The following is a 24,096-nucleotide window of genomic DNA, read 5'->3' as shown; positions in this document are numbered from 1 at the left end:
CGCGTTTGAGGAGTCGGTACATGGATAGGGTTCAGATCGTACACGAAAATTTTCTGCGGCGCGTTGCTGCGGGTGATTTTCCTGATGGTGAGACAGATGTGTCGGTATTGGACAATGCGCAGGCAAGTGCGCTTTTTGAGGCGCAGGTCTTGTCCCGTGCACTCGATCTGCAAAGCCGGCTGATGCAGAAGGCGGGGCAGGGGTTTTACACCATTGGCTCTTCCGGCCACGAGGGGATGGCGGCTTTAGGGCATGTGCTGCGTGTCGATGACATTGCGTTTCTGCATTACCGCGATGCGGCGTTCCAGATTGCCCGTGCCGAAAAGGCGCAGCAGACAGGGATGATGCGCGATATGCTGTTGTCTTTTGCCTGTTCCGCAGATGACCCGACCAGCGGCGGGCGTCACAAGGTCCTGGGCAGTAGGCCGCTGATGATCCCGCCGCAGACTTCGACCATCGCAAGCCATTTGCCTAAAGCGGTGGGGGCTGCGCATTCGATCACTCTGGCACGGCGCAACCGGCCTGAACATGCGGTACTGGCACGCGACGGAATTGCGATGTGTTCGTTCGGGGATGCTTCGCTCAATCACTCAACGGCGCAGGGCGCAATCAATGCGGCATGCTGGACGGCCGTACAGGGCGTCCCATTGCCCCTGTTGTTTGTATGCGAAGACAACGGGATCGGCATTTCAACCAAAACGCCAACAGGCTGGGTCAAAGCTTCTATGTCGATGCGTCCTGGTCTCAAGTATTTCGAAGCGGACGGGTTGGACATGTATGCGGCTGTTGCGGCAGCAGAGCAGGCGGCGGCTTGGGTCCGCCAGCATCGCAAGCCGGCCTTTTTGCACCTGCGCACGGTGCGGCTTTATGGTCATGCGGGTCCGGATGTGGTGACCTCCTATCTGCCCAAAGCAGAAGTCGAAGCGGATGAGGCGCATGATCCATTGCTCTATTCTGCGCGAGGGTTGGTGGCCGCCGGTGCGATGACCGGTCAGCAAGTGCTTGATGTCTATGGCGAGACGCTTGAACACGTCAGGCAGGCAGCAGAAGAAATGGTGGCGACCCCGCGTCTGAAAACGGCTGGTGAGGTGATGGAAAGCCTGATCCCGCCGCACCGCGACGTGACGGCGACCAATGGGCCAAGCGATGCAATGCGGGCCGAGGTGTTCGGCAGCGATCTGACGCAGATGGACCAGCCGCAGCCGATGAGCCGGCTGATCAACTGGGCGCTGCACGATATCATGCTGGGGCATCGCGCTACGTTGCTGATGGGGGAAGATGTCGGTCGAAAGGGCGGCAACTACGGCGTTACGCAAAAGCTGCACGGACGGTTCGGTCCTGCCCGTGTCATCGACACCCTGCTGGACGAGCAAAGTATTCTGGGTCTGGCCATCGGGCTTGCGCATAACGGTTTCCTGCCAATGCCGGAAATCCAGTTTCTAGCCTATCTGCACAATGCCGAGGACCAGCTGCGCGGCGAGGCGGCGACACTGCCGTTTTTCAGTCGCGGGCAATGGACCAATCCGATGGTCGTGCGCATCTCTGCGCTGGGCTATCAGAAAGGCTTTGGCGGTCATTTTCACAATGACAATTCAATCGCGGTGTTGCGCGACATTCCGGGATTGGTCATTGCCTGTCCTTCCAGCGGAGAAGACGCAGCGATGATGCTGCGTGAATGCCACCGGTTGGCGCGGGAAGAGCAGCGGGTTGTTGTCTTCCTCGAACCGATTGCGCTCTATCCCATGCGCGACCTGATCGAGCCGGGCGATGGCCGCTGGATGCGGCACTATCCGTCGCCCGATCAACGGTTGGAGCTGGGACAGGTTGGCGTGCACGGTGACGGAGAGGATGTCGCTATCGTCACATACGGCAACGGTCATTACCTGAGCCGTCAGGCACAGCATGATCTGGCACAGAAGGGCACAGCGGCGCGCGTGATAGATCTGCGCTGGATCGCGCCGTTGCCGCAAGAGGCGCTTTTGGCGGCTATCGGGGAGCGTCCTGTCCTGATCGTCGATGAATGTCGCCATACCGGAGGGCAGGCTGAAGCCTTGATGGCGATGATGCATGAGGGCGGTATCAACCGGTTTGCCAGACTGACAGCAGAGGACAGCTTTATTGCAACCGGTCCGGCTTATGGTGCTACCCTCCCATCACGCGAGGGGATCGTCGCGGCGGTCGAGGGGTTGCTGGGCTGAACAACGGAATGGACGCATGACACAGGTTTTTGACGGACATAATGATGCGCTGGGTCGCCTTTGGTGTGGCAGTCGCGATCCTGTGGGCGATTTTGGCAGGGACATCGGGCATGTGAACGCGGTGCAGGCGCGTGCGGGTGGTCTGGCTGGCGGCTTCTTTGCGATGTTCGCACCCCAGTCACGGGTGCCATTCGATTTTAGCGCCTTTAGTGTTGCGGATCTGGAAATTCCGCTTCCGGCCATGCTTGATGAAGCACAGGCACTTCAAGCGGTGATCGGGCAGGCGGGCATCGCACATGCGTTACAGGAGGCAGGGCATCTGCGGATCTGCACGGATGCGCAGACGCTTGGCCATAGCTTTATGGACGCACCGATTGCGTGTCTGCTGCATCTGGAAGGGGCCGACTGTATCGGACCTGACCTGCTGGCGCTAGAGACGCTCCATGCCTTGGGAATGCGGTCATTGGGATTGGTCTGGTCACGGCCTACGATCTTTGGCCATGGTGTGCCATTCCGCCACGACAGTGACGGCGATACCGGCGCGGGATTGACCGATCTTGGAAAGCGTCTTGTGACGCGGTGTCTGGCGCTGGGCATCACCATCGACACCAGTCATTTGACGATGAAGGGCTTTTGGGATGTCGCGGAAACTGGTGCACCAATGGTTGCCACCCATTCGAATGCGCACGCAGTTTGCCCGAATGCACGTAACCTGACTGACAGGCAATTGCAGGCGGTCAAGGAAACCGGAGGCATGGTCGGGCTGAACTTTGCCACGGTTTTTCTGAGCGATGCAGGCTGGCGGACAGGTAAGGCAGGAATTGAAGATTGCTTGCGCCAGCTCGATCATATGATCGCTGTTGCCGGGGAGGATCATGTGGGCTTGGGGTCCGATTTCGACGGTGCACCATTGCCGCAAGGCATCGCGCATGCAGGCGATCTTCCACGACTGATCGCGGCAATGCGCCGTCACGGGTATGGCGAAACCCTGATCGCCAAGCTGGCGCACGAGAACTGGCTGGATTTCATGAGCCGACAGTTGGGGTAGAGCACAGCCTGCGTTTCCACGCGGCGCTCTGCGAAACCCCTCACTCAAGAATTCGAATTTCAGTCCTTGGGCGCAGGTGCACCGCCTTCGAAAGCGTTGCCATTCACGTAGTCGCAAGGCGCTTCCTGCATCTCAAGGTGCAGGCCATTGCCTGTGTAGGGATGTGCGCGGGCCAATGTCTCGTCTACCTCGATCCCTAGACCCGGCGCTTGCGGGGCGTGCACAAATCCATCTTCGACGCGGATGCTGCCTTTTATCAGCTGGTCGTGAAACGGTGTCTCGATCGTCTCGGCCATCAGCAGGTTGGGAATGCTCACGCCAAGGTGGATGTTGGCAGCCCATTCAACCGGACCAGCATACAGATGTGGTGCCATCTGCGCATTGTAGACTTCCGCCATCGCGGCGACTTTCTTCATCTCCCAGATGCCGCCTGCGCGGCCCAAGGCGGGTTGCAGGATTGTTGCCGCGCCGGAGCGCAGAATAGGTGCAAATTCTGCTTTGGTTGTCAGGCGCTCACCCGTTGATACCGGAATGCGCACGGCGCCGGCCACTTTCGCCATTTCAGCTGGATTATCCGGCGGGATCGGCTCTTCGAACCACAGCGGGCTATAGGGTTCAATCGCCTGTCCGAGGCGGATGGCACCGGCGGTTGTGAATTGCCCGTGTGTGCCGAACAACAAATCCGCCTTGTCACCAACAGCGCCTCTGATGGCTTTGCAGAATGCCACGGACTGGCTGATGTCCGACATTGCAGGCATGTGGCCACCGCGCAGGGTATAGGGGCCGGCGGGATCGAATTTCACGGCCGTGTATCCGCGTGCGACGCAATCGGCGGCGGATTCTGCGGCGAGTTCAGGCGAGGTCCAGAACGCGCTCACGTCATGATGGGCGAGCGGATACAGGTAGGTATAGGCACGTACCCGTTCATTCATCACGCCACCCAATAGGGCATAGACCGGACGGTCGCGGTCTTTTCCAAGGATGTCCCAGCAGGCGATCTCTAATCCCGAAAAAGCGCCCATGGTGGTCAGATCTGGGCGTTGGGTAAAGCCGCTTGAGTAGGCACGGCGAAACATCATTTCGATGTTCTCGGGGTTCTCGCCCTGCATGTGACGCGCGAATACGTCTTCTATAACTGCGCGCATTGCTTCTGGTCCGACAGACGCAGCATAGCATTCGCCCCAGCCGGTGATGCCCGTATCGGTCGTGACTTTGACCAGTATCCAATATCGCCCTCCCCAGCCCGGTGCGGGAGGGGCGGTGACGATAATATCGAGATCTTGCAGCTTCATAAGATGCCCTTTCGCGCGGGGATGGAACAACGTTCCACCTTACGTGAGGTGGTACTGGAAGACATCCCTGTCGCCCTATTGGTTGAACATGATGACGTTGCGCCGCGCGGCACCTGTCTTGGTGTCGGCAATCGCATCGTTGATCTGGTCCAAAGTCCATCGGCCTGAAATCAGCTCGTCCAGCTTCAGGCGCCCCTGCAGGTAAAGGTCTACCATCCAAGGGATGTCGCGCTGGATGACAACGTCACCCATCTTGGACCCGACCATGCCCTGACCGGTGGCTGCCAGCATGACAGGCTCATAGCTCGACATGTCGCCCGAATGAGGCATGCCTACCATGATGACCTTGCCGCCAGCCGCTAGGTATCGCGGGGCAACGTCATAGGCCGGAATGGCACCTACAGTGACGATGACAGCGTCTGCGCCGCGCCCCATTGCTTTCATGGCGGCCCGCCAAGGCTTGCTTTCTGTTGCCAGAACACCGTCAGTCGCGCCAAATTCGCGCGCAATTTCCAGTTTTTCGGGACTCATATCAACGGCAACGATTCGCCGCGCACCGGCGATCCGTGCCCCTTGAATGGCGTTGAGGCCAACACCGCCAGCACCAATAACAACCACGTCCTGTCCCGCCCGCAGACCGGCAGCATTCACCACTGCGCCAACGCCGGTGATGACGCCACAGGCGATCAGCGAGGCCGCGTCCTTGGGAATATCGGCGCTGATTTTAACCACCTGGGCCTGCTCTACGACCACCTTTTCGGCGAACGCACCCGAGGCCATAGCTTGATGCAGCTTGCCGCCGTCGGCTGTTTTCAGCGGTCCCTTGTCGCCATCGTAAGGTGTTTCGCAAACGGTCGGTTTGCCGCCTGCGCATGATGGGCAGGTGCCACAGGCACGGATCAATGTAACAACTACGCTGTCACCGACATCAAGGCCACGCACGTTATCGCCGGTAGCAGAGATACGACCTGCAGCTTCATGCCCGTACACAGCCGGGAGCGATCCGCCCCATGCGCCACCGGCAAAAGAAATGTCGGAATGACAGATCGCAACAGCATCAAGTGTCACTTCAACTTCGCTGCCTTCCGGCGCGCGCAGCTGGACGTCTTCGACGACCAAGGGCTCTCCGAAAGCGTGGGCGACGGCGGCTTTTATCTTCTGCATGTGGTGTCCTTCAGGAATCGCGTGTTTGCGGCAGGCTGGACGCAATAACGCTGCCTTGCAAGTCAAGATGCATCATAGACGCCGTCAGGTGACGCGGCGTCTGGCAAGGGGTCTTTTGCTGACAAAGACCACCAGTGCCACGACCATAAGCGCAGCGGCGATCGCGAAGGGTGCACCGGGGAAATAGACGGGTGCTGTAGGGCTTGTGAATTGCGCAAAGCTGGCGGTCATCACTAGCGGAGAGAGGATCATCGCCAGTGACGACGCTGAAGTGAGTGCACCTTGCAGCTCTCCTTGTGCATTGTCGGCGACCCTTTGCGACATGATTCCCTGCAGGGCTGGCGGTATCACCCCTGCGAGAGCTGCAAGCGGTGTCAGGATCAGGGTGATGGTACCGGACGTGATAAACGCGATGCTTACGTAGGTGCTGATCGCAAAGAGAAGGCCTGCAAATACTGTGCCGCGTTCTCCGAAACGGTTGATCGCCAGCCGGATAATCCCCGCCTGCACCAGCGCCATCGTGGCACCAAACAATGCCAGCGACATGCCAATGACCGACGGGCTCCAGTCAAACCGTTCTTGTCCGAAGTAGGCCCAGACGGATGGGTAGACGGAGAAGGCCACAAAATAAAGGAAGTAGATGGTCAGGAGGCGGCGCACTCCGGGCAATGCGCCAAGATGTCTGACCGCCCCAAAAGGGTTCGCGCGCCGCCAGTCGAACGGACGGGCAGAGGCGGGATCTAGCGTTTCTTTCAACACCATCCATCCTAACGCGACATTGGCAAACGCCAGACAGGCAGCTGCCCAGAAAGGTGCGCGGGTGCCGTATTCTGCAAGAAAGCCCCCCATGATGGGACCCAATACGAACCCCATCCCGAAGGAGGCTCCGACCAGTCCGAAATTCTTTGTCCGCTCCGCGGGGGTGGAGATATCGGCCATGTAGGCTGATGCTGTGGCCTGCGTTGCCGCCGTAATGCCGCCAACAATGCGCCCTGCGAGCAGCAACCAGATGCTACCAGCCAGCGCCATCACGATGTAATCGGCACCCATCACTACAAGTGAGGTCAGCAGTACGGGTCGGCGGCCAAAGCGGTCCGACAGACCGCCCAGCACAGGGCCGAAGAGGAACTGCATCACCGCAAAGCTTGTGGCCAGCACGCCGCCCCAAAGTGCTGCATCGCTCAACCCGCCGCCATTCACTTCGCGGATAAGGTCGGGCATGACCGGGACCATCAGACCGATGCCCATGGCGTCGATCATCACGGTCAGCATGATGAACAAGACGGCAGGGCGCATCGTGGTCAGAGCGCCTCGGCAGCATCGGCAAAGGCCAGTGCAAGAGCAGGGGCCTGCCCCATACCGGATGCGGGATCAAAGGTATCTTCCGGTAATGCGGGATAATCCGACATGGCCAAGGATTTCAGCGGCGTCTGCTTCGCCCGCGCCTCAAGGCATAGCGCTTTGGACGTCGCTTGCGCATCTGGCCGTGGCATCAGATCAGCAAGGGCAAAGCTGAGCCGTTCAGCATGGATCAAGCCAAGGTTGCTTTCGAGCGCGGCATGCATCTGCACAGGTTGCGGTGTGATCCCGCCCGCCAGTGCACGTGCATGCTGAAGACTTGCCGCCAGCGCCAGCGTCATCTGCGGCACTGCCATCCATTCTGCAAACCACGCGGCACCGTCGCGTTGATGTTGATGCACCGCAGCAGTTTGTAGCGTGCTACGCAGTCCGGTGAACTGGTGTACAAGCGCAAGCATCGCAGAGGGACGCACCGGATTTTGTTTTTGCGGCATCGTTGAGGACGCGCCCGAGGCACCAAGCGTTATCTCGGCAGTCTCTGTGGCGGTCAAACCGATCAGGGTCTGCGCCATATGGCCCAGCGCCGCCATAACCTGTCCCTGCCAATCTGCAATGCGCAGAACGGGCGTGCGATCTGTATGCCATGACCGTTTGGGATCAATCAGCCCCAGTGCATCGGCCAGTGCAGCACGCGTTTCGGATGAACTGGGTCCCAGTGCCGAAGATGTGCCTGCAGCGCCCGAAAGCGATACCCAGAGTGTCGACGCTCTGAGCGGCTCAAGTGCGGCAAGGGCGTCGATCAGTGGCATCCCGAACTGCGCAAGAACCGCACCCCAAGACGTGGGTGTGGCCTGCTGCCCGTAGGTGCGCGCGACCATCGGCAGATGTGCATGTGCCCGTGCCTCATTGCCCAGCGCCGCGATGATGTCGCGCAGGTCTTTCTCTGCAAGCAACAGCGCCTGCCGCAGACGCAGCATCAAACCGGTGTCGATGATATCCTGCGATGTCGCACCCCAATGCACGAATTGCGCATGCTCCGGCGCTTTCATCTCGTCCCGAAAAGCGGCGACCAACCCCGGCACGCTGACACCGTTTTCACCGGTCGCGGCAGCAATTGCACCGGGGTCAACCTGTATCTCCATCGTTGCACGGTGGATTGCCGCAGCAGAGACTTCGGGGATGACCCCAAGGTTGCCTTGCACCTTCGCCAGCGCGCCTTCGACCAACAGCATTGCGCGGATGGCGGCGGTGTCGGAGAACAGGCGCCCTGCTTCGCCTGTCGGGAAAAGCTGCGCATAGAGAGGGCTGTCGAAAACAGAAGCGGCCATAAATGTCTGTTCCAGTCTGAAGGTAAATGTCGGTTGCCGAAACGCCTTCGATCACGTGAATAGGCAGTGTTCTAGCGCGTTGGAGGCAAGGCGTGGGGTTAGCGGTCTGTTGTCTCTTGGTCGGTCCAGACTTCTTTGGCAATCTTGATCGCATGGTTCGCCTTGGGCACGCCCGCATAAATAGCGACGTGTTGAAAGGCTTCCATGATATCGCTTTTGCTGGCACCGGTGCGCTGGGCCGCACGTACATGCATCGCAATCTCTGCAAAGTTTCCGGTGGCCGCCAGCAACGCCAACGTCAACATCGAGCGTTCGCGCCGACTGATAGCGTCAGATGCCCAGACGGTTCCCCAAGCGCTTTCGGTGATCAGGTCCTGAAATGGCCTGTCCTCGTGACCCATCGCGCGGTTGGCGCGGTCGACATGGGCATTGCCAAGCACCTCGCGGCGCACCTGCATGCCGCGTTCATAACGTTCAGACATGGCCAACCCCTTTCAGAAATTCTGTCAACACGCGGGCATATTCCTCGGGCTGCTCGACGCAGGGCAGGTGCCCCGCCTTGCGGATCAGGTGGAACTTTGAACCGGGGATCAGATCAACGGTTTCGCGCACCATATCAGGCGGGGTCGAGCCGTCTTCGGCACCTGCAATGCCTAACACGGGAAGGCGCAGGCCGCTGGTCGGTGCCATCAGATCAGTGCCGGAAATCGCAGCGGAGCATCCGGCGTATCCGGCATCTTCGCCCCGCACCAGCATATTGCGCCACAACTCAAGCTCGGGCGTGGCGCGGAAACCGGCAGAGAACCAGCGTTCCATTACGGCATCAGCCAGTTTTTCGATGCCGCCCTCTTGCACCGCCGCGATACGTACGTTCCACATTGCAGGCGTGCCGATTTTCGCAGCGGTGTTGGACAGGACCATCGCGCGGATCAGATCAAGCCGTTTCGCAGCAAGTCCCTGCGCGGTCATGCCGCCGATAGACAGCCCGACAAAAACGCAATCGCGTACGCCCAAGTGATCCATCAGCCGTTCGGCATCCGTAATGAGCGCACCCATGCTATAGGGCGCAGGCGGGCAGGAGGACAGACCGTGACCGCGTTTGTCATAGCGGATCAACCGTAGCCCTTTAGGCAGCATCGGCAGGATCGGATCCCACAGGCGCAGGTCGGTCCCAAGCGAATTGGAAAAGACAACGGGCGGACCATCGTCAGGCCCGTCCACACGGTAGTGCAGGCGCACATCTCCGGTATCCAACATCTTCATTTTTTCAGGTCTCCCGCATTTGGATGGTCGCCATGATCTGACCATGATCGGAGGCAAGCTTGTTATAGGGTGCCTCAGGATGGCTGCCGTCGGTCAGGTGATCGTTCAGCACCGAGAAATAGGTCATTTCACCGATACCACCGGACCAGCCTGTCGTGAAATGGCGGGACATAAGGATTTGGTCGATGCTCTCGTAATGCCCGCCAAACGCCGAAGTATAGACCATGTCGCGCAAAGATTTGCGCACAAACATCTTTTCTGCGGAATGCAGACGGACCGCTTCGATCTCTTCCGCAATCTTGGCGGCTTCCTCGTCCGAGTATCTGTCTCCGCGATGCTCTGCGTCGTGACGCAACATCCAAGCGTAGTTCTTGAAGGGCACCTCGCCCGTAATGATCTCCGAGCTGACCGCGTTTTCGTGATCGTTCAAATCGCCCAGTACAATGACCGGACGGCCTTGGCGCAATTCCGCGATCACGGCACCGCGCAAAACCCAAGCCTCTGCCATGCGGCGCATGGTGGCGCGTGCCGCGCCCAAGGCGCGACCGACAGGATCATAGTTCGTCAGGTCCGCTTCAGTCGCGAAGGCTGCACCCTCGGGTCGGATGTATTCGCCCAGCTTCGATTTGAGGTGGCAGTTAAAGACCGTCACAACCTGATCGCCCACCGGCACGCGTGCCTTGAGGATCGGGCGGCTGAGCTTGTGAATGCGAAAAAAACCGCCCTCATCGCCGCCGAAAGTAGCGAAGGGAATATCAAGTGGCGTGTCTAGAACCTGAATGACCTGCGGCGCTTCGGCAAATCCGAGCCGCGACAGGATGGCCACGCCCGGTCTGCGCTGTCCGGGATCGCCGTCATGCACATTGGGCGCAAAGGCCAGCGCAGCATCTGAATAGTCGTGATACGCGAGATGTTTGAAAATCGCCCGCTTGCGGTATTTCTTGTTCTTACCCGGAAGGGCGGCTTCATTGTTTTCATGCCCCAACTCATCGGCGCGCTCCAAGGTGTCGCGCAACGCGCTTTCTTCAAAAATCTCCTGAAACCCGACGATGTCGGCGTTCATGGCGACCAGCTGTTCAGCCAGCCAATCTTCTTTCCACGCATATTCCTCCGGGGTGTAGCTTTGGAATTTGTAGTATTCCTTGTCCGGCCCGATCAGGTTTTTGACGTTGAAACTGGCGATAGTGAACTGGGTCATGCGAGCATATCCAAAGCGCGGGAAAAGAGGGGAGCGTCGACATTGCCGCCCGACACCGTGACGATCACATCATCGCCTTCAATCTGGTCGCCGCAGAAAAGGGCAGCGGCCAGCGCTGCGGCCCCACCCGGTTCCGCCACGATCTTGAGCCGGTTGAATGCATGGGCCATGGCTGTAAGCGCCTGATCTTCGGTGATGACAAGTCCGGGACCGACAAGACGGTGCATGATGGGAAAAGTTATCTCGCCCGGTTGTGGGCTGATAATGGCGTCACAGATATTGCCCGAGGTACGAACATTCCGTTCGATCTTGCCTGAGGCGAGGGACCGCGCGACATCATCAAAGCCCTCAGGCTCTGCCGGACGTACGCGCAGGTCCGGCGCATCCGCCTCAAGCGCCAGCGCGATGCCGGAAGTCAAACCGCCGCCGCCGCAACAGACGATGACCTCGGCCTGTGTGATCTCCAGCTCTGCCGCCTGCTGCGCAATTTCAAGACCGCATGTGCCTTGGCCAGCGATCACTTCAGGCTCATCGAATGGCTTGATCATCGTCAGCCCGCGTTCTGTACTAAGGCGCGCGCCGATCTCTTCGCGGCTTTCGCTGTCGCGGTCGTAAAGCACCACCTCGGCACCATAGGCGCGGGTGTTGGCGATCTTGAGCGTGGGACTGTCCGAGGGCATCACGATAATGGCGGGCACCGCGTGCATTTTGGCAGCCAACGCCACGCCTTGCGCATGGTTCCCGCTGGAGAACGCAATCACACCGCGTTTGCGGATGTCATCCGGCATAGCCGAAAGGGCAGACCAGGCACCACGGAACTTAAAGCTGCCGGTATGCTGCAAACACTCCGGCTTGACCCAGACTCGGCGGCCCGCGACCTCGTCCAGAAAGGGAGAGTTCAACAGCGGAGTACGCAGCACGTGGCCCTCAAGACGCCGGGCAGCGGCGCGGATCATGTCGATGTTCATTGCATCTGTCCTATCCATTTGTGTAGTGCATCCACCGCTTGGGGTTCATCAAGAAACGGCACATGCCCACGGCCCGGAACCTCTCCAAGGATCATATCTGGACGCCGCTTTTGCATCTCTTCTACGGTTTGTGCGCTTAACAGGTTCGAATTTGCGCCCCAGACAAGCGCAAGCGGCAGCCCTGCCATCGCGTCAAAGAATGGCCATAGGTCGGGTGATGGTTGATCCATCGCGGCAAGCACTGCATCGCGCAGGTGCGGGTCATAGGTGATCTTGAGCCCGCTATCGGTTTGGACATAGTGCTTGCGGGCTTCTTCCAGCCAGCGGCTTTCTGGAACCCCTTCGAAATGGGTAAATATATGCGGGAAGGCGGCGGCCGCCTCTTCATGTGTCTTGGCCGCCGGATTGCGCCCGATATAGACGCGGATGGCGTCGATCCCTTCGGGTTCAATCACGGGTCCGACATCATTCATCGCGATGCCCAGCAGGCGGTCCTTAGCACCGGCGGCCAATCCCATTGCATTCAGCCCGCCACGCGACGTGCCAAGGATGGCAACCTTGTCTAGCGACAGATGGGCGAGCAGCTCCAGCACATCGCGACATTCAACCGGCAATGCGTAGTTTTGCCAGTCGCTGTCGAAATCCGACTGCCCGCGCCCGCGATAGTCGAGTTTGATTAACCGGTTGCCCACCAAGTGCGGCGTCACATAATCAAAATCTGCGGTGGTACGCGTAAGCCCTGCAAGACACAGAATTGGCAGGCCGTCACCTTCGTCGGTGTAATAAAGGTTCAGCCCGTCCGATGTTGTGAAGTTCGCCATTAGATGCCCGCCAGTTTCGGAATGCCCGTCAGGTCAGAGAGCACATTAAGAGGTGTCCAGGGAAGGCGGTCCATCGGTTCGCCCACGCGGTTGACCCATGCTGTCGTAAAACCATAGCCGGTTGCCGCGGCCACATCCCATCCGTTGGAAGAAACAAAAAGTACTTCATCTTTGGCGCAACCAAAGTGCGCACCGACCAGATCGTAAACCCGTGCGTCCGGCTTGAAGACCCCCACGCTTTGAACCGAAAGCGAGATGTCGAGCACATCGCGGATACCTGCGGAACTCACCGCACCGTCCAGCATTTCGGGCGATCCGTTTGACAGGATTGCGGTGTCCAGCCCTGCGTCTTTGAGGGTCGCCAGCATTTGCGGCACCTCGGCGTAGGCTTGCAGCTCCCAGTACAAGGCAAGCAAACGCGCGCGCAGGGCGTTGTCGCCATCATGGCCGGTTTTCTCAAGCGCCCAATCCAGACCGTTCTGGGTCACGTCCCAGAAATCGGTATGCGCCCCTGTGACAGCACGCAGCCACGAATAGGACAGCTGCTTTTGCCGCCAGTGCTCGGCGAGCACAGTCCAGTCATCTTTGATCGCGCTGAAGTCCGGCTCGGATGCCGCCTGACGGGCAGCGGATCCTACATCGAACAGGGTGCCATAAGCGTCAAAAACGCAAGTGGTGATGGGCATGACGTTCTCCAGTTATCTTTTCCCAGACTGTCATGTGGCGGGGCAGTGGAAAAGGGCTGAAATTGTACCAAGGTCCTTGGGGTTTACATCGCGGTGCTGCTTTGAAAAGGTGCGCCCAAACCGGAGCACCTGCGCAGATACGCGGCCTCCCCCTTACAATTCCCAATTTTACTGGAGACGACGATGGCTGAAGTTAAGTCAGGCGATACTGTTGCAATTCACTACACCGGCACTTTGCTGGACGGCACCACCTTTGACAGTTCCGAAGGGCGCGACCCGCTGGAGTTCGAAGTAGGGTCCGGTCATATCATTCCCGGTCTGGATACGGCCCTGCCCGGTATGGCGCTGGGTGACAAAAAGACGGTCAAGATTGCCTGTGCTGATGCTTACGGCCCGCTGAATCCAGAGATGCGTCAGGCAGTGCCACGCGAAGGTATCCCCGCTGATATTCCACTGGAAGTCGGAACGACGTTGCAGATGCAGACACCGGACGGGCAGGCGCTGCCGGTCATGGTAGTAGAGCTGGATGACGCGACAGTAACGCTGGATGCAAACCACCCGTTGGCAGGCAAGGACCTTCAGTTCGATATCGAGCTGGTCAAGATCGCCTGATCGAAACCCATCTGCCTGCGGGGTGATAAACCCCGCAGGCAGGCATCAATTGCCAACGTTCATGCCTTCCATGGACTTGCCAAGCTGCTCTGCCAGATCCTTGGTATCGGCCATTTTGGCCCCACGTGAAAAGCCGCTGCCTGATCCTGCGGGATTGGCCAGCGGGTTGGTAAAGCCCAGCCCGTTGTCCTGTCCGAAACTGTGGCGGTTCACCTTCACCTTGTTTTTCGATCCGGTCGCCTGGGCAATTTGCGGCTGTGCCTCGTCAATACGGGCCTGCCGCTGCGCCTGATCCTGTGCGCGTTGCATCATCTTTGCCATGAAAGCTGGCGTGTCAAAGGGTTGGCCGCTCCCTGTGTCCGATGCTGCACCACCGGCCACTGCCAGTACTCCGTCCATGCCCGCAGTCATGAGTGCCAGACGCAAGTTCGGCTCGCTGCGCAGGGTGGCACCGATGGTTAAAACCAGCATGAGGCTGACAACCTTGGCCCAGAAGCGTGCCCGCTTGGCGCGATCGCGGCGGGCTTCGTAAACTTCGTCTGAATAAATATCTGAGAATGTCATGGGGTCACCCTAAATGTCATAAGATGATCGTGGTTGCGAACTGGGGCGAAACCATGTCGTGCTTGCGGAAATTAGACGGTAAATGCCATGACAGTCGGTGTTCATGGTCGCAGCCGCCGCACAATCGCTCTATGCAGGGCGTATGAGCAATCCTGATCCCTTTGAAATATTCATCGTTTGTGCGCCAGGGCTTGAACCTGCGCTGCTGGCGGAAGTCGTCGAGACCGGTTTCGAAGGGGCGGAGGCGGTGCCCGGTGGCTTGACCGTCATGGGGTACTGGCCGGACGTCTGGCGGGCCAATCTGGAGCTGCGCTGCGCGGTGCGGGTGCTGGCGCGTGTGGGGTCATTTATGGCCTTCCATCTGGCGCAACTGGATAAACGTTCACGCAAGTTTGCGTGGGGCGACATCTTGAAAGCGGATGTGCCTGTGAAAGTTCAGGTGACCTGTAAAGCGTCGAAGATATACCACGCCAAAGCGGCGAGCCAGCGCATCGAAAAGGCGTTGACCGAGAGCCACGGCATAACTCTGTCAGATGATGCTGCGCTGGTGGTGAAGGTGCGTATCCATGACAATCAGGTAACGATCAGTCTCGATACGACAGGCGAGGCACTTCACATACGTGGTCATAAAGAAGCCGTTGGCAAAGCGCCCATGCGCGAGAACATGGCAGCGGCGTTTCTGCGGCAGTGCGGATACGATGGGCACGAACCTGTCGTCGATCCGATGTGTGGTTCGGGCACTTTTTTGATCGAGGCCGCAGAAATTGCTCTGGGTCTACAGGCCGGACGAAGCAGAGGGTTCGCCTTTCAGGATCTCGCATCTTTTGATGAAGATGCCTTTGCACAGTTGCGACGGGACGCGCCGGACCAAACGCCAGACGTACGGTTCTTCGGGTCGGATAGAGACGCGGGTGCAGTGCGAAACGCAGGGTTGAATGCACAGAGGGCAGGGGTGGCGGATTGGGCCCAATTTAGCTGCCATGGCGCTGCCGAAGTCCGCCCGCCTGAAGGCTCCACAGGTCTGGTCATCGTCAATCCGCCTTACGGGGGGCGGATCGGCAATAAGAAGCTGCTTTATGCGCTTTACGGCACCTTCGGCAAAACCATGCTGGAGCATTTCAAAGGCTGGCGCGTTGGCCTGATTACGTCAGAACCTGCGCTGGCCAAGGCAACGGGTCTGCCATGGCAGCCACAAGGGGCACCGATCGCCCATGGCGGGATGAAAGTGTGGCTTTGGCAGACACCGCCGCTGCGGTGAATTCAACTATGTACCGTTCCACCCCTGAGGGCGGAAAGGTATCTTTTACAAAGCTTAAAGGTATTCCTGCTGCGGCATGCCGAGCACGTGAAATCCGCCATCTACGCGAATAATCTCACCGGTGGTGCAAGCACCGGCGTTTGATGCCAAATAGACTGCCGTACCACCCACAGCTTCCAATGTCGCATTGCTGCGCATCGGTGCATTCTGGTCGGTGTGTTTGTAGGTTTTTCGCGCACCACCAATGGCCGCACCGGCCAGTGTTTTCATCGGACCAGGGGAAATGGCGTTCACGCGGATGCCTTCGGGGCCCAGATCATTTGCCAGATAGCGCGTGGCACTTTCCAGCGCTGCCTTGGCCACACCCATCACATTGTAGTTCGGTACAACGCGGTTGCTGCCCTGATAGGTCAGCGTCATCAAGGTGCCGCCGTTTTCAACCATCATCGGATGGGCGCGGCGTGCAACTTCGATAAAGCTGTAGGCAGAGATATCCATCGAATGTTTGAAGTTCGCGCGGCTGGTATTCAGGAAGCGCCCCGTCAGCTCGGATTTGTCCGAAAACGCGATGGCGTGGACGACAAAATCAATTGTCGGCCAGCGGGCACCTAACTGTTCGAACGCGGCATCGAGTGACGCGTCATCCGTCACGTCGACATCGACCATGAAATCCGACCCGACACTTTCAGCCAGCGGTCTCAGCCGCGAGCCGAAAGCCTCGCCCTGATAGGTGAACGCAAGCTCCGCACCGGCTTCGGCCATCGCTTTTGCGATGCCCCAAGCGATGGAGCGTTCGTTGGCGACCCCCATAATCAGGCCGCGTTTTCCTTTGAGCAGGTCAGACATGTTGTGATCCTATCCGTTATATTTCGACAGGATCATTGATCCGTTGGTGCCGCCAAAGCCGAATGAATTGGTCATCACGGAATCGAGGCCCGCATTCTCGACCAGCGTCGTGGCGATTTCGGAGGATTCCAGCGCGGGATCGAGCGTTTCGACGTTGATTGACGGTGTGATGAAATCATCCTTGAGCATCAACAAACAGAAGATCGCTTCCATCGCACCAGCAGCGCCTTGGCCATGGCCAGTCATAGACTTGGTGGAGCTGACAGGTGGTGTGCTGCCTTGACCAAACACACGGCGGACTGCTTCGATCTCGCCCACATCACCTACAGGGGTCGAGGTGCCGTGCGCGTTGATATAGCTGACCTTGCGGCCTTCGGGCAGGGTTTCCAGTGCCAGTTGCATGGCACGTGTGCCACCTTCGCCTGACGGCGCGACCATGTCGTGCCCGTCGGATGTGGCCGCAAATCCGGTCACTTCGGCATAGATCGTCGCACCACGTGCCAGCGCATGATCGAGATCTTCCAGCACAACCATGCCGCCACCACCGGTGATCACAAAGCCGTCGCGGTTGGCGTCGAAAGCGCGGGAGGCTTTCTCGGGCGTATCGTTATACTTGCTGCTCATCGCGCCCATAGCGTCGAACAGACAAGACAGCGTCCAGTCCAGTTCTTCACCGCCACCTGCAAACATCACATCCTGTTTGCCCAGCATGATTTGTTCCGCAGCGGACCCGATGCAATGCAGCGAGGTCGAGCAGGCCGAGGTGATCGAGTAGTTGATCCCTTTGATCTTGAACGCGGTCGAAAGGTTGGCGCTGATGGTCGAGGACATGCATTTCGGTACTGCAAAAGGCCCGATGCGTTTGGTCGCACCGGTCTTGTCAACGATATCATGCGCTGTCTTCATCGCAGAAGTTGAGGGCCCGCCGGAACCTGCAATCAAGCCGGTGCGCGGATTGCTGACCGTCTCCTCGTCCAGACCTGCATCGGCAATTGCCTGCTGCATGGCGATGTAGGCATAGGCCGCGCCCGGTCCCATAAAGCGCAGGGTGCGTTTGTCGATATGCTCGGACGGATCAATCTTGAGCGTGCCTGCGATCTGTGACCGAAAGCCATGCTCGGTCATCTCGCTGCTTGCTTCGATGCCAGATTTTCCGGTCTTGAGCGATGCGGTGACTTCTTCGGCATTGTTCCCGATGGATGAGACAATGCCCAATCCCGTGACGACTACTCGCTTCATTTGCAGGCCTCTGATGTGACGCGGCGCATGGGCTGCACTCCTTTGATATATGATCCCCTATCTAGGCCAGCAGGCCGCAGCGGTGCAAGCGGTTAGGCAGATGGGGTCAGTCGGGACGCAGGTCATTGGTGTCATAGCGGATCAACGAAGTGTCGAGCGCGCGGTCGCGGGTTCCCACCAGCACTACGCCACTCCCGCTCAGTGGCATCGACCTGCGTTGCAGTTTGAACTCCTGACCGTCGGCGGTAATCACAGTGCTGCCAGAGGAGCTGTGATCGGTGTATTCAAGTTGTGCGGCCCGCAGCTCGAAACTGCCGTGTTTGCGTGACACCCAAGGAAGTTCAAGAACGGCTTCGCATTCATCGGACCGCCCCACCATCAGGCTTTCGCCATCATAAAGCGTCCATTCCGCCTCGCCGTACGTGAGGGCCGCAGATTCGGTGCACGGGCCGGGAATGCTGTCCTGCGCTGCCAGAAAAACGGTTTGGGTGGTCATATCGCTGACCGCAAAGGAATGTACCCGCGTGGCCTCGCGCTTGCCTTTCAGCGTAATGCCCCCCATCGCCACGCAAAGGGCACTGTTGCGCTCGGACAGACGTTCGAAAACGGTATCGCTCAAAAGCACCTCTTTTGCTTTCGACAGGGTCGATAGCCTTGCCGCAGTGTTCACGGCATCGCCGTAAATGTCCGCGTCATGGCTGACTACTTCGCCATGGCAGACGCCCGCGTGTACGCCCAATCCGTTGCCCCAATCAGCCTCGATCATTTGCCGTGCGGCTTGAAACACCTGATCGGCATCGTCAAAAAAACTCAGCGTATCGTCGCCCTGCGATTTTACACAGTGGCCGCCGTTGTCTTCGATAATTGTGCGCATGCCGTTCAGAACAACAGAGATCAGAGCCAAAGCATCACTGTCGGACATTTGATCGTAAAGTGTGGTGCTGCCGGTAATGTCGGCAATCAGGACATGGGCCGTGGCCATGAAATGTGTTCTCCGCAATAGGAAGGAAAATGGCGGTCGTGCAATTATGGTGCGACCTTAGTTTTGCATGCGCTCTGTTGCAACAATTGTGGGTGAACAAAACGAAGATACAGCCTCTGGTCCCGCCTCCCGATGCGCGGCCGGGTGCCGCACCTTACCCATGGGGCGGAACTTTGGCGGATGCGGGGTGTTGGTACGCCAACAGAGCAAAGGAAGTATCCAATGTCAAAGATCGAAACAATGAACCCGGCCACAGAAGAGGCCATCAACAGCTACCCCAAGATGTCGCAGGAACAGGCGTCTGATGCGGTCGAAGCTTGCCATGCAGCGTTTCTGGAATGGCGCAAGAAATCACACGAAGAACGGGCGCCGTACCTCAGAGCGATTGCCGACAAGCTGCGCGAGAACAAGGACGAGCTGGCCGAACTGATGACCCGTGAGATGGGCAAGCTGCTGAAAGACGGTAAAACCGAGGTTGAGCTGTGCGCCCAGATTTTCGAATACAGCGCGGATCACGGCGCCGATATGTTGGGCGATGAAGAACGCGTGCACGGTGATGGCAAACGTGGTGTGGTCACATACCAGCCCATCGGCGTGATTTATTCCATTCAGCCGTGGAACTTCCCCCTGTACCAGCCGGTACGGGTGCTGGCCGCAAACCTGATCGCTGGTAACGGTTGTATCCTCAAACACGCCTCTATCTGTACCGGTTCCGGTCTTCGTTTGCGCGAACTGTGCATTGAGGCGGGCCTGCCGGAAGACCTGTTTCGGGTTGTTCTGATTGGCCACGACGTGAGTGACAAACTGATCGAACACAAGCTTGTGCGTGGCGTCACCATGACAGGCAGTGATGGCGCTGGCCGTCACATCGGCGCGACAGCTGCAAAGGCATTGAAGAAAACCGTGCTGGAGTTGGGTTCAAACGACGCTTACCTTGTTCTCGAAGACGCCGACATCGAAACCGCTGTGAAGTTTTCGGTCATTGGACGGCTGTATAACAACGGCGAAACCTGTGTGTCCGCAAAACGCTTCGTTGTGGCTGACAAGGTCTATGATGCCTTCGTAGAGGCGTTCGTCGCGAAGATGAGCGAAATCAAGATGGGCGATCCGATGGAGGAAGGCACGAAGTTGGGGCCACTGTCGAGCATAGAGCAGTTCGAGACTGTTCGCGATCAAGTCAAGGAAAGTGTCGCAAACGGTGCGAAGGTGCTATGCGGCGGCGAAGTGCCGGACCGGACGGGTGCCTATTACCCCGCGACCGTGCTGGGCGACGTGAAACCCGGTATGCCAGCATATGACGATGAAATTTTCGGGCCGGTCGCTTCTGTGATCCGCGCAAAGGACGACGAAGACGCGATGCGAATTGCGAACGACAGCCGATATGGCCTGGGCGGCGGCATCTTCTGTAAGGATGAAGAGCACGCGTTGAAGCTGGCGCGCGAGCATTTCGACACCGGCATGGTGCGTATCAATTCGTTTGGTGCCGCAGACCCCAATATGCCCTTCGGCGGCGTAAAAGATTCCGGTTACGGCCGCGAACATGGCGGCTTTGGCATGAAAGAGTTCGTGAACGCCAAGGCGGTCTACCTGCCGTCCTAAGCCACCCTTTACTTGAAAAATCCATGGGGTGCAGCGCTTTTGCGCCGCCCCTATCCTAGAAGGAGAGAATACAATGACGATGAACGTACTTGTCGCCGGTTCAACCGGCAAAACCGGAACCCAGCTTGTAAAAGAAATCAAACAGATGGGTCACAACCCTGTCGCATTGGTGCGCGAGAGTTCTGACACCAGTGGTCTTCCCGACGGTGTCGAACAGCGCCTTGGCGATCTGACGGACCTGAATGATGACGTTTGTGCCGATACCGATGTGGTCGTATTCGCGGCAGGTTCGGGCAGCGGCACCGGACAGGAAATGACGGACAAGGTTGATCGCGACGGTGCCAAGAACCTGATTGATCTGGCCGAAAAGTCGGGCGTGTCTCGTTTTGTGATGCTCAGCTCGATCGGTGCAGACAACCCCAGCCAAGGGGGCGAAATGGCGCATTATCTAGAAGCGAAACACGCCGCAGATGAGCACCTCAAAGCGTCAAGCCTGAACTTCTCCATCTTGCGCCCCGTGGCGCTGACCGATGACGGGCGTAGCGACAACATTACGCTGGGTGCAGAGGTTGATAAATCCGCCGAGGCGAGCCGCGCAGATGTTGCGCATGTTCTGGCCGAAGCTGCCGTAAACGGCACATATGACGGCGAGGCGCTGGATATGCAGTCGGCCTAGATCGCTTTGGATTACAGTCTTAATGCCCTGTCCCGACCGCGCTTTGCGCTGCAGCGGGGCAGGGCATCTTTATGTCAGCTCTCTGAAAGAGCGACCTTCATGTCTTTGACCTGATAAATCACTTCGCCGTCGGCTTCGACGATGCCGTCGGCCACACCCATGGTCAGGCGGCGGGTCTGGATCGCCTTGGTGAAGTCAATCTTGTACGTCAGCATCTTGCGGTCAGGGCGGACCATGCCGGTCAGTTTGACCTCGCCGACACCCAGCGCGTAGCCGCGCCCCTGCCAGCCGCGCCAGCCAAGGTTAAATCCGGTCAATTGCCACAAGCCGTCAAGGCCGAGACAGCCCGGCATGATCGGGTTGCCGGGAAAATGGCAGTCAAAGAACCACAAATCCGGCGTGATATCGAATTCGGCAGTGATATGACCCTTGCCATGTGCACCGCCATCGCCGGACACGTCCGTGATCCGGTCCATCATCAACATCGGTGGCGCGGGCAGCTGCGCATTACCGGGGCCGAACAAATCGCCGGCGGCGCATTTCAACAGTGCTTCTTTGTCAAAGCTGGTTGGATAATCTGCCATGATGCGGCACTCCTGCTTGGTCATTCCAATTCAACGGGGTCTAGCCTGCGCTGGTTCACATCGCAAGCCGCCAGCCTTTTTCAAAGCCCTTCTGCTGCGGCAAAGATGCACTGTAATGCGCATTTCCCGATTTAGAATTGAAAACCGTTCGCAAAGACCCTTATATTAAACCTATACGGAAACGGAGCGATCCATGACGCAGACCCAGATTGATAACGGTACCCGCTGGCTGGAACAGGCTGGCGTGCGGCCTACACGTCAACGGGTAACACTTGCGCGCCTTTTGGTGGGCGATGGCCAGCACCGCCACGTGACTGCCGAAAGCCTGTTTGATGCGGCCAAGGGGCAGGGGGACGCGGTATCGCTTGCCACCGTTTACAATACGCTGCGTGCATTTTGTGAGGCTGGTCTTCTTCAAGAAGTTACCGTTGATGGATCAAAAAGCTATTTTGATACCAACACGCACGACCACCCGCATTTCTTTTGGGAAGACGACGGAAAGCTGACCGATGCGCCAGCAGACCAGCTTGTGATTTCCGGACTTCCGGATGCACCCCAAGGGGCCGAGATCGCCAGTGTAGATGTTGTAATCCGTCTGCGTCGCAAAGAGAGCGCAGGGTAACGCCTGCTTTCCATGGCTTACCCTTTGGTTACCAGCTCACAAATTGAATGCTATCAGCGCGACGGAGTGGTGCTGATCAAGGGGCTGTTTGCCGATCAGGTTGAAGCGCTGCGCAAAGGCGTCCAGCGGAACATGGATCAACCTGGGCCATATGCATCCAACAACGACAAACCGGGCGAGACCGGATTGTTCTTTGACGATTATTGCAATTGGCAGCGCATACCGGAATTTGAAACGGCAATTCGCAATTCAGCCGCGGCAGAAGTCGGGGCGGCTTTGATGCAAAGCGAGACCGCTCAGCTATTCCACGATCATGTGCTGGTGAAAGAGCCGGGTACATCGATGGCGACGCCGTGGCATCAGGACGGGCCCTATTATTTTGTTGAAGGGCGACAGACCGTCAGCTTCTGGTCGCCTTTGGACCCCGTCACTGACGCCACCCTGCGCTGTGTCGCAGGATCCCATCTTTGGGAAAAACCTGTGCTGCCGACGCGCTGGGCGAAAGGGGATGCATTCTTTGATCCCGCCCCGTACCAGCCCGTGCCCGACCCTGACGCGGAGGGCATGGATATCCGTGAATGGCAGATGGAGCCTGGCGATGCTGTGGCGTTCCACTATGGCATTCTACATGGTGCGCGTGGAAACACGGCCTCCGACAGACGGCGTGCGTTTTCGCTCAGACTTGTGGGTGATGATGCGCGTTACGTGGCGCGTCCGGGGCCGACATCACCCCCTTTTCCCGGACATGATATGGTGCCGGGCCAAAAGCTGCGCGAAGACTGGTTCCCGGTTCTCTGGTCAAGCTGACAGGTACGTCGGCACATCTTCATCCTTGCTTTGAAGGCCGCGTTGAGCCACCATCAAACCAGAGTCAATTTTCGGCTCCGGGCGCTGCCCTACAAAATGCATTTTTTATGGAGATTTATGATGTCCAAGGAATCCGACAAATTTGTTAAAGAGTATAAAGCCGACAAGAAAAAGCGAACCGACCTCATGTTTGCGGCGGGCGACAAACTTCACAAGGCAATGCTGGCACATCTGGAAAAAACCTGGAGCGCGGAAGACGTGTTGCAGGAGGCTGTCCAAAAGGTCCGTGCTTCTGGCGTGACATCCAAGAAATCGAAAGATTTCGTAAGCCACGCGGATGTCGTCAAACCTTTGAAAGCATGGGAAGCCATGCTGAAGGATCACCACAAGAACCTAGAAGCGTTCACGAAGTTCAGCAATGAGGTGAAAACCTATAATACCATGCTGATCAAGCGTACCGACCTTGTGGAAAAGGACCTCAAGAAGAACAGTGGCATGGGCGACATGGAGGTGATGGCCCTGATCAAAGAGATCAAGGGAAAGGTCTTGCCCGACCTCAAGAAATCGCAGGACCTGTTGGGATCGCTGAAAAGCTTTGTCGTGCTTTATGGCACGAACTATCAACGCACGATCGATGCTGTGGTCAAAGACGCGATTGCCGCGGTGACGCCGAAAGAATTTCCCGCCTCACTGGCAGAGGACGGACGCCGCAAGACTGAAAAGACAATCAAGAGCACGCCGAAAGCCATTGATAAATTGTGCAAAGGAGTGCGCAAAGCGATGGAGGACGGCAAGTTCGACGTGGCCGAGGCAAGTCTGGTCAAAGCGGAAAAGGAACTGGATGCGCTGACGTCTTTGGCCAAGGATGCGAAGACGACCAAAACCAAGATGAAAAAGGAACTGAAAGAAAGTCAGGATTCCAAGATCATCACCAAGCTGATTACAGATATCACCAAGGCGACTGACAAATACACAGCACAGTTGGACGAGCTTGAAGCGGAGTTGGAAACGAAGCGGGAAGAAGCAGCGGAGTGACGCCAGC

24 protein-coding genes are annotated in these 24,096 nt (G+C 58.1%); 9 read left to right on the top strand and 15 right to left on the bottom strand.

Features of this window, described 5'->3' with window-relative positions:
• The first annotated feature begins 20 nt into the window (after positions 1–20).
• A complete protein-coding gene (locus tag Z946_RS0103850) occupies positions 21–2,198 on the top strand; it encodes a thiamine pyrophosphate-dependent enzyme (RefSeq protein ID WP_025054419.1) in 2,178 nt (725 codons plus the stop codon).
• Positions 2,199–2,214: 16 nt separating this feature from the next.
• Complete coding sequence (locus tag Z946_RS0103845; RefSeq protein ID WP_025054418.1) at positions 2,215–3,246, top strand: dipeptidase; 1,032 nt, start codon at positions 2,215–2,217, stop codon at positions 3,244–3,246.
• Positions 3,247–3,305: 59 nt separating this feature from the next.
• Here Z946_RS0103845 and Z946_RS0103840 read toward each other — a convergent pair whose 3' ends face one another.
• From Z946_RS0103840 to Z946_RS0103795, 10 genes are all read right to left on the bottom strand, one after another.
• A complete protein-coding gene (locus Z946_RS0103840; RefSeq protein ID WP_025054417.1) occupies positions 3,306–4,538 on the bottom strand; it encodes a mandelate racemase/muconate lactonizing enzyme family protein in 1,233 nt (410 codons plus the stop codon).
• A gap of 75 nt (positions 4,539–4,613) precedes the next feature.
• On the bottom strand, positions 4,614–5,702 hold the full coding sequence (locus Z946_RS0103835) for a zinc-binding dehydrogenase (RefSeq protein WP_025054416.1): 1,089 nt from the start codon (positions 5,700–5,702) through the stop codon (positions 4,614–4,616).
• 84 nt (positions 5,703–5,786) lie between these two features.
• A complete protein-coding gene (locus tag Z946_RS0103830) occupies positions 5,787–6,998 on the bottom strand; it encodes a TCR/Tet family MFS transporter (RefSeq protein WP_025054415.1) in 1,212 nt (403 codons plus the stop codon).
• A gap of 5 nt (positions 6,999–7,003) precedes the next feature.
• Positions 7,004–8,329: a lyase family protein gene (locus tag Z946_RS0103825; protein ID WP_025054414.1), complete on the bottom strand. Its 1,326-nt coding sequence runs from the start codon at positions 8,327–8,329 to the stop codon at positions 7,004–7,006.
• Positions 8,330–8,427: 98 nt separating this feature from the next.
• Entirely contained in the window at positions 8,428–8,811 is a 384-nt protein-coding gene (pcaC, locus tag Z946_RS0103820; RefSeq protein WP_025054413.1) for a 4-carboxymuconolactone decarboxylase, read from the bottom strand.
• Entirely contained in the window at positions 8,804–9,592 is a 789-nt protein-coding gene (gene pcaD, locus Z946_RS0103815; RefSeq protein ID WP_025054412.1) for a 3-oxoadipate enol-lactonase, read from the bottom strand. The genes pcaC and pcaD overlap by 8 nt, the downstream gene beginning before the upstream one ends.
• 4 nt (positions 9,593–9,596) lie before the next feature.
• Positions 9,597–10,790: an endonuclease/exonuclease/phosphatase family protein gene (locus tag Z946_RS0103810; protein WP_025054411.1), complete on the bottom strand. Its 1,194-nt coding sequence runs from the start codon at positions 10,788–10,790 to the stop codon at positions 9,597–9,599.
• Complete coding sequence (locus tag Z946_RS0103805) at positions 10,787–11,758, bottom strand: threonine ammonia-lyase (protein WP_025054410.1); 972 nt, start codon at positions 11,756–11,758, stop codon at positions 10,787–10,789. Before Z946_RS0103805 ends, Z946_RS0103810 begins: the two co-directional genes overlap by 4 nt.
• Positions 11,755–12,579, bottom strand: coding sequence for an alpha/beta fold hydrolase (locus Z946_RS0103800; RefSeq protein ID WP_025054409.1), 825 nt, complete (start codon positions 12,577–12,579; stop codon positions 11,755–11,757). Before Z946_RS0103800 ends, Z946_RS0103805 begins: the two co-directional genes overlap by 4 nt.
• Positions 12,579–13,265, bottom strand: a complete 687-nt coding sequence (locus Z946_RS0103795; protein ID WP_025054408.1) for a haloacid dehalogenase type II — start codon at positions 13,263–13,265, stop codon at positions 12,579–12,581. The genes Z946_RS0103800 and Z946_RS0103795 overlap by 1 nt, the downstream gene beginning before the upstream one ends.
• A 183-nt stretch (positions 13,266–13,448) precedes the next feature.
• Between Z946_RS0103795 and Z946_RS0103790 the strand changes: the two genes are divergently transcribed.
• Positions 13,449–13,877: an FKBP-type peptidyl-prolyl cis-trans isomerase gene (locus tag Z946_RS0103790; protein ID WP_025054407.1), complete on the top strand. Its 429-nt coding sequence runs from the start codon at positions 13,449–13,451 to the stop codon at positions 13,875–13,877.
• Between the two features lie 45 nt (positions 13,878–13,922).
• Here Z946_RS0103790 and Z946_RS0103785 read toward each other — a convergent pair whose 3' ends face one another.
• Positions 13,923–14,441: a hypothetical protein gene (locus Z946_RS0103785; protein ID WP_025054406.1), complete on the bottom strand. Its 519-nt coding sequence runs from the start codon at positions 14,439–14,441 to the stop codon at positions 13,923–13,925.
• Between the two features lie 142 nt (positions 14,442–14,583).
• Between Z946_RS0103785 and Z946_RS0103780 the strand changes: the two genes are divergently transcribed.
• Positions 14,584–15,699: a THUMP domain-containing class I SAM-dependent RNA methyltransferase gene (locus Z946_RS0103780; protein WP_025054405.1), complete on the top strand. Its 1,116-nt coding sequence runs from the start codon at positions 14,584–14,586 to the stop codon at positions 15,697–15,699.
• Between the two features lie 54 nt (positions 15,700–15,753).
• Here the strand turns inward: Z946_RS0103780 and Z946_RS0103775 are convergent, their stop codons facing one another.
• The 3 genes from Z946_RS0103775 to Z946_RS0103765 all read right to left on the bottom strand — a co-directional run bounded on the left by Z946_RS0103775 (position 15,754) and on the right by Z946_RS0103765 (position 18,766).
• Positions 15,754–16,545, bottom strand: coding sequence for an enoyl-ACP reductase FabI (locus Z946_RS0103775; protein ID WP_025054404.1), 792 nt, complete (start codon positions 16,543–16,545; stop codon positions 15,754–15,756).
• A gap of 9 nt (positions 16,546–16,554) precedes the next feature.
• Complete coding sequence (gene fabB, locus Z946_RS0103770; RefSeq protein WP_025054403.1) at positions 16,555–17,784, bottom strand: beta-ketoacyl-ACP synthase I; 1,230 nt, start codon at positions 17,782–17,784, stop codon at positions 16,555–16,557.
• 106 nt (positions 17,785–17,890) lie between these two features.
• Positions 17,891–18,766, bottom strand: a complete 876-nt coding sequence (locus Z946_RS0103765) for an adenylate/guanylate cyclase domain-containing protein (protein WP_025054402.1) — start codon at positions 18,764–18,766, stop codon at positions 17,891–17,893.
• A gap of 222 nt (positions 18,767–18,988) precedes the next feature.
• Here Z946_RS0103765 and Z946_RS0103760 point away from each other — a divergent pair, with 222 nt between their 5' ends.
• Together Z946_RS0103760 and Z946_RS0103755 are read left to right on the top strand one after the other, a co-directional pair.
• Complete coding sequence (locus tag Z946_RS0103760; protein ID WP_025054401.1) at positions 18,989–20,365, top strand: NAD-dependent succinate-semialdehyde dehydrogenase; 1,377 nt, start codon at positions 18,989–18,991, stop codon at positions 20,363–20,365.
• Between the two features lie 73 nt (positions 20,366–20,438).
• Positions 20,439–21,041, top strand: a complete 603-nt coding sequence (locus Z946_RS0103755) for an SDR family oxidoreductase (RefSeq protein WP_311733140.1) — start codon at positions 20,439–20,441, stop codon at positions 21,039–21,041.
• A 74-nt stretch (positions 21,042–21,115) separates the two neighbouring features.
• Here Z946_RS0103755 and fabA read toward each other — a convergent pair whose 3' ends face one another.
• Positions 21,116–21,625 carry a bifunctional 3-hydroxydecanoyl-ACP dehydratase/trans-2-decenoyl-ACP isomerase gene (gene fabA / locus Z946_RS0103750; RefSeq protein ID WP_025054399.1) on the bottom strand — a complete coding sequence of 170 codons (510 nt, stop codon included), beginning with the start codon at positions 21,623–21,625 and terminating at the stop codon, positions 21,116–21,118.
• Between the two features lie 193 nt (positions 21,626–21,818).
• Here fabA and irrA point away from each other — a divergent pair, with 193 nt between their 5' ends.
• The 3 genes from irrA to Z946_RS0103735 all read left to right on the top strand — a co-directional run bounded on the left by irrA (position 21,819) and on the right by Z946_RS0103735 (position 24,089).
• A complete protein-coding gene (gene irrA, locus Z946_RS0103745) occupies positions 21,819–22,247 on the top strand; it encodes an iron response transcriptional regulator IrrA (RefSeq protein ID WP_025054398.1) in 429 nt (142 codons plus the stop codon).
• A 12-nt stretch (positions 22,248–22,259) separates the two neighbouring features.
• On the top strand, positions 22,260–23,054 hold the full coding sequence (locus Z946_RS0103740) for a phytanoyl-CoA dioxygenase family protein (RefSeq protein WP_025054397.1): 795 nt from the start codon (positions 22,260–22,262) through the stop codon (positions 23,052–23,054).
• 120 nt (positions 23,055–23,174) lie between these two features.
• The gene (locus Z946_RS0103735; RefSeq protein WP_025054396.1) at positions 23,175–24,089 is read left to right on the top strand and encodes a hypothetical protein; all 915 of its coding nucleotides are present in this window, start codon (positions 23,175–23,177) and stop codon (positions 24,087–24,089) included.
• Positions 24,090–24,096 lie beyond the last annotated feature (7 nt).

Source organism: Sulfitobacter noctilucicola, from assembly GCF_000622385.1.
GTDB lineage: Bacteria > Pseudomonadota > Alphaproteobacteria > Rhodobacterales > Rhodobacteraceae > Sulfitobacter > Sulfitobacter noctilucicola.
The sequence above is the reverse complement of the archived record's forward strand: the minus strand, read 5'-3'. Positions and strand labels throughout refer to the sequence as shown.

Coding starts and splice junctions, on each gene's coding strand:
- Z946_RS0103850 (WP_025054419.1), top strand. CDS start 21: ATGGATAGGGTTCAGATCGTACACGAAAATTTTCTGCGGCGCGTTGCT.
- Z946_RS0103845 (WP_025054418.1), top strand. CDS start 2,215: ATGACACAGGTTTTTGACGGACATAATGATGCGCTGGGTCGCCTTTGG.
- Z946_RS0103840 (WP_025054417.1), bottom strand. CDS start 4,538: ATGAAGCTGCAAGATCTCGATATTATCGTCACCGCCCCTCCCGCACCG.
- Z946_RS0103835 (WP_025054416.1), bottom strand. CDS start 5,702: ATGCAGAAGATAAAAGCCGCCGTCGCCCACGCTTTCGGAGAGCCCTTG.
- Z946_RS0103830 (WP_025054415.1), bottom strand. CDS start 6,998: ATGCGCCCTGCCGTCTTGTTCATCATGCTGACCGTGATGATCGACGCC.
- Z946_RS0103825 (WP_025054414.1), bottom strand. CDS start 8,329: ATGGCCGCTTCTGTTTTCGACAGCCCTCTCTATGCGCAGCTTTTCCCG.
- pcaC (WP_025054413.1), bottom strand. CDS start 8,811: ATGTCTGAACGTTATGAACGCGGCATGCAGGTGCGCCGCGAGGTGCTT.
- pcaD (WP_025054412.1), bottom strand. CDS start 9,592: ATGAAGATGTTGGATACCGGAGATGTGCGCCTGCACTACCGTGTGGAC.
- Z946_RS0103810 (WP_025054411.1), bottom strand. CDS start 10,790: ATGACCCAGTTCACTATCGCCAGTTTCAACGTCAAAAACCTGATCGGG.
- Z946_RS0103805 (WP_025054410.1), bottom strand. CDS start 11,758: ATGAACATCGACATGATCCGCGCCGCTGCCCGGCGTCTTGAGGGCCAC.
- Z946_RS0103800 (WP_025054409.1), bottom strand. CDS start 12,579: ATGGCGAACTTCACAACATCGGACGGGCTGAACCTTTATTACACCGAC.
- Z946_RS0103795 (WP_025054408.1), bottom strand. CDS start 13,265: ATGCCCATCACCACTTGCGTTTTTGACGCTTATGGCACCCTGTTCGAT.
- Z946_RS0103790 (WP_025054407.1), top strand. CDS start 13,449: ATGGCTGAAGTTAAGTCAGGCGATACTGTTGCAATTCACTACACCGGC.
- Z946_RS0103785 (WP_025054406.1), bottom strand. CDS start 14,441: ATGACATTCTCAGATATTTATTCAGACGAAGTTTACGAAGCCCGCCGC.
- Z946_RS0103780 (WP_025054405.1), top strand. CDS start 14,584: ATGAGCAATCCTGATCCCTTTGAAATATTCATCGTTTGTGCGCCAGGG.
- Z946_RS0103775 (WP_025054404.1), bottom strand. CDS start 16,545: ATGTCTGACCTGCTCAAAGGAAAACGCGGCCTGATTATGGGGGTCGCC.
- fabB (WP_025054403.1), bottom strand. CDS start 17,784: ATGAAGCGAGTAGTCGTCACGGGATTGGGCATTGTCTCATCCATCGGG.
- Z946_RS0103765 (WP_025054402.1), bottom strand. CDS start 18,766: ATGGCCACGGCCCATGTCCTGATTGCCGACATTACCGGCAGCACCACA.
- Z946_RS0103760 (WP_025054401.1), top strand. CDS start 18,989: ATGTCAAAGATCGAAACAATGAACCCGGCCACAGAAGAGGCCATCAAC.
- Z946_RS0103755 (WP_311733140.1), top strand. CDS start 20,439: ATGACGATGAACGTACTTGTCGCCGGTTCAACCGGCAAAACCGGAACC.
- fabA (WP_025054399.1), bottom strand. CDS start 21,625: ATGGCAGATTATCCAACCAGCTTTGACAAAGAAGCACTGTTGAAATGC.
- irrA (WP_025054398.1), top strand. CDS start 21,819: ATGACGCAGACCCAGATTGATAACGGTACCCGCTGGCTGGAACAGGCT.
- Z946_RS0103740 (WP_025054397.1), top strand. CDS start 22,260: ATGGCTTACCCTTTGGTTACCAGCTCACAAATTGAATGCTATCAGCGC.
- Z946_RS0103735 (WP_025054396.1), top strand. CDS start 23,175: ATGTCCAAGGAATCCGACAAATTTGTTAAAGAGTATAAAGCCGACAAG.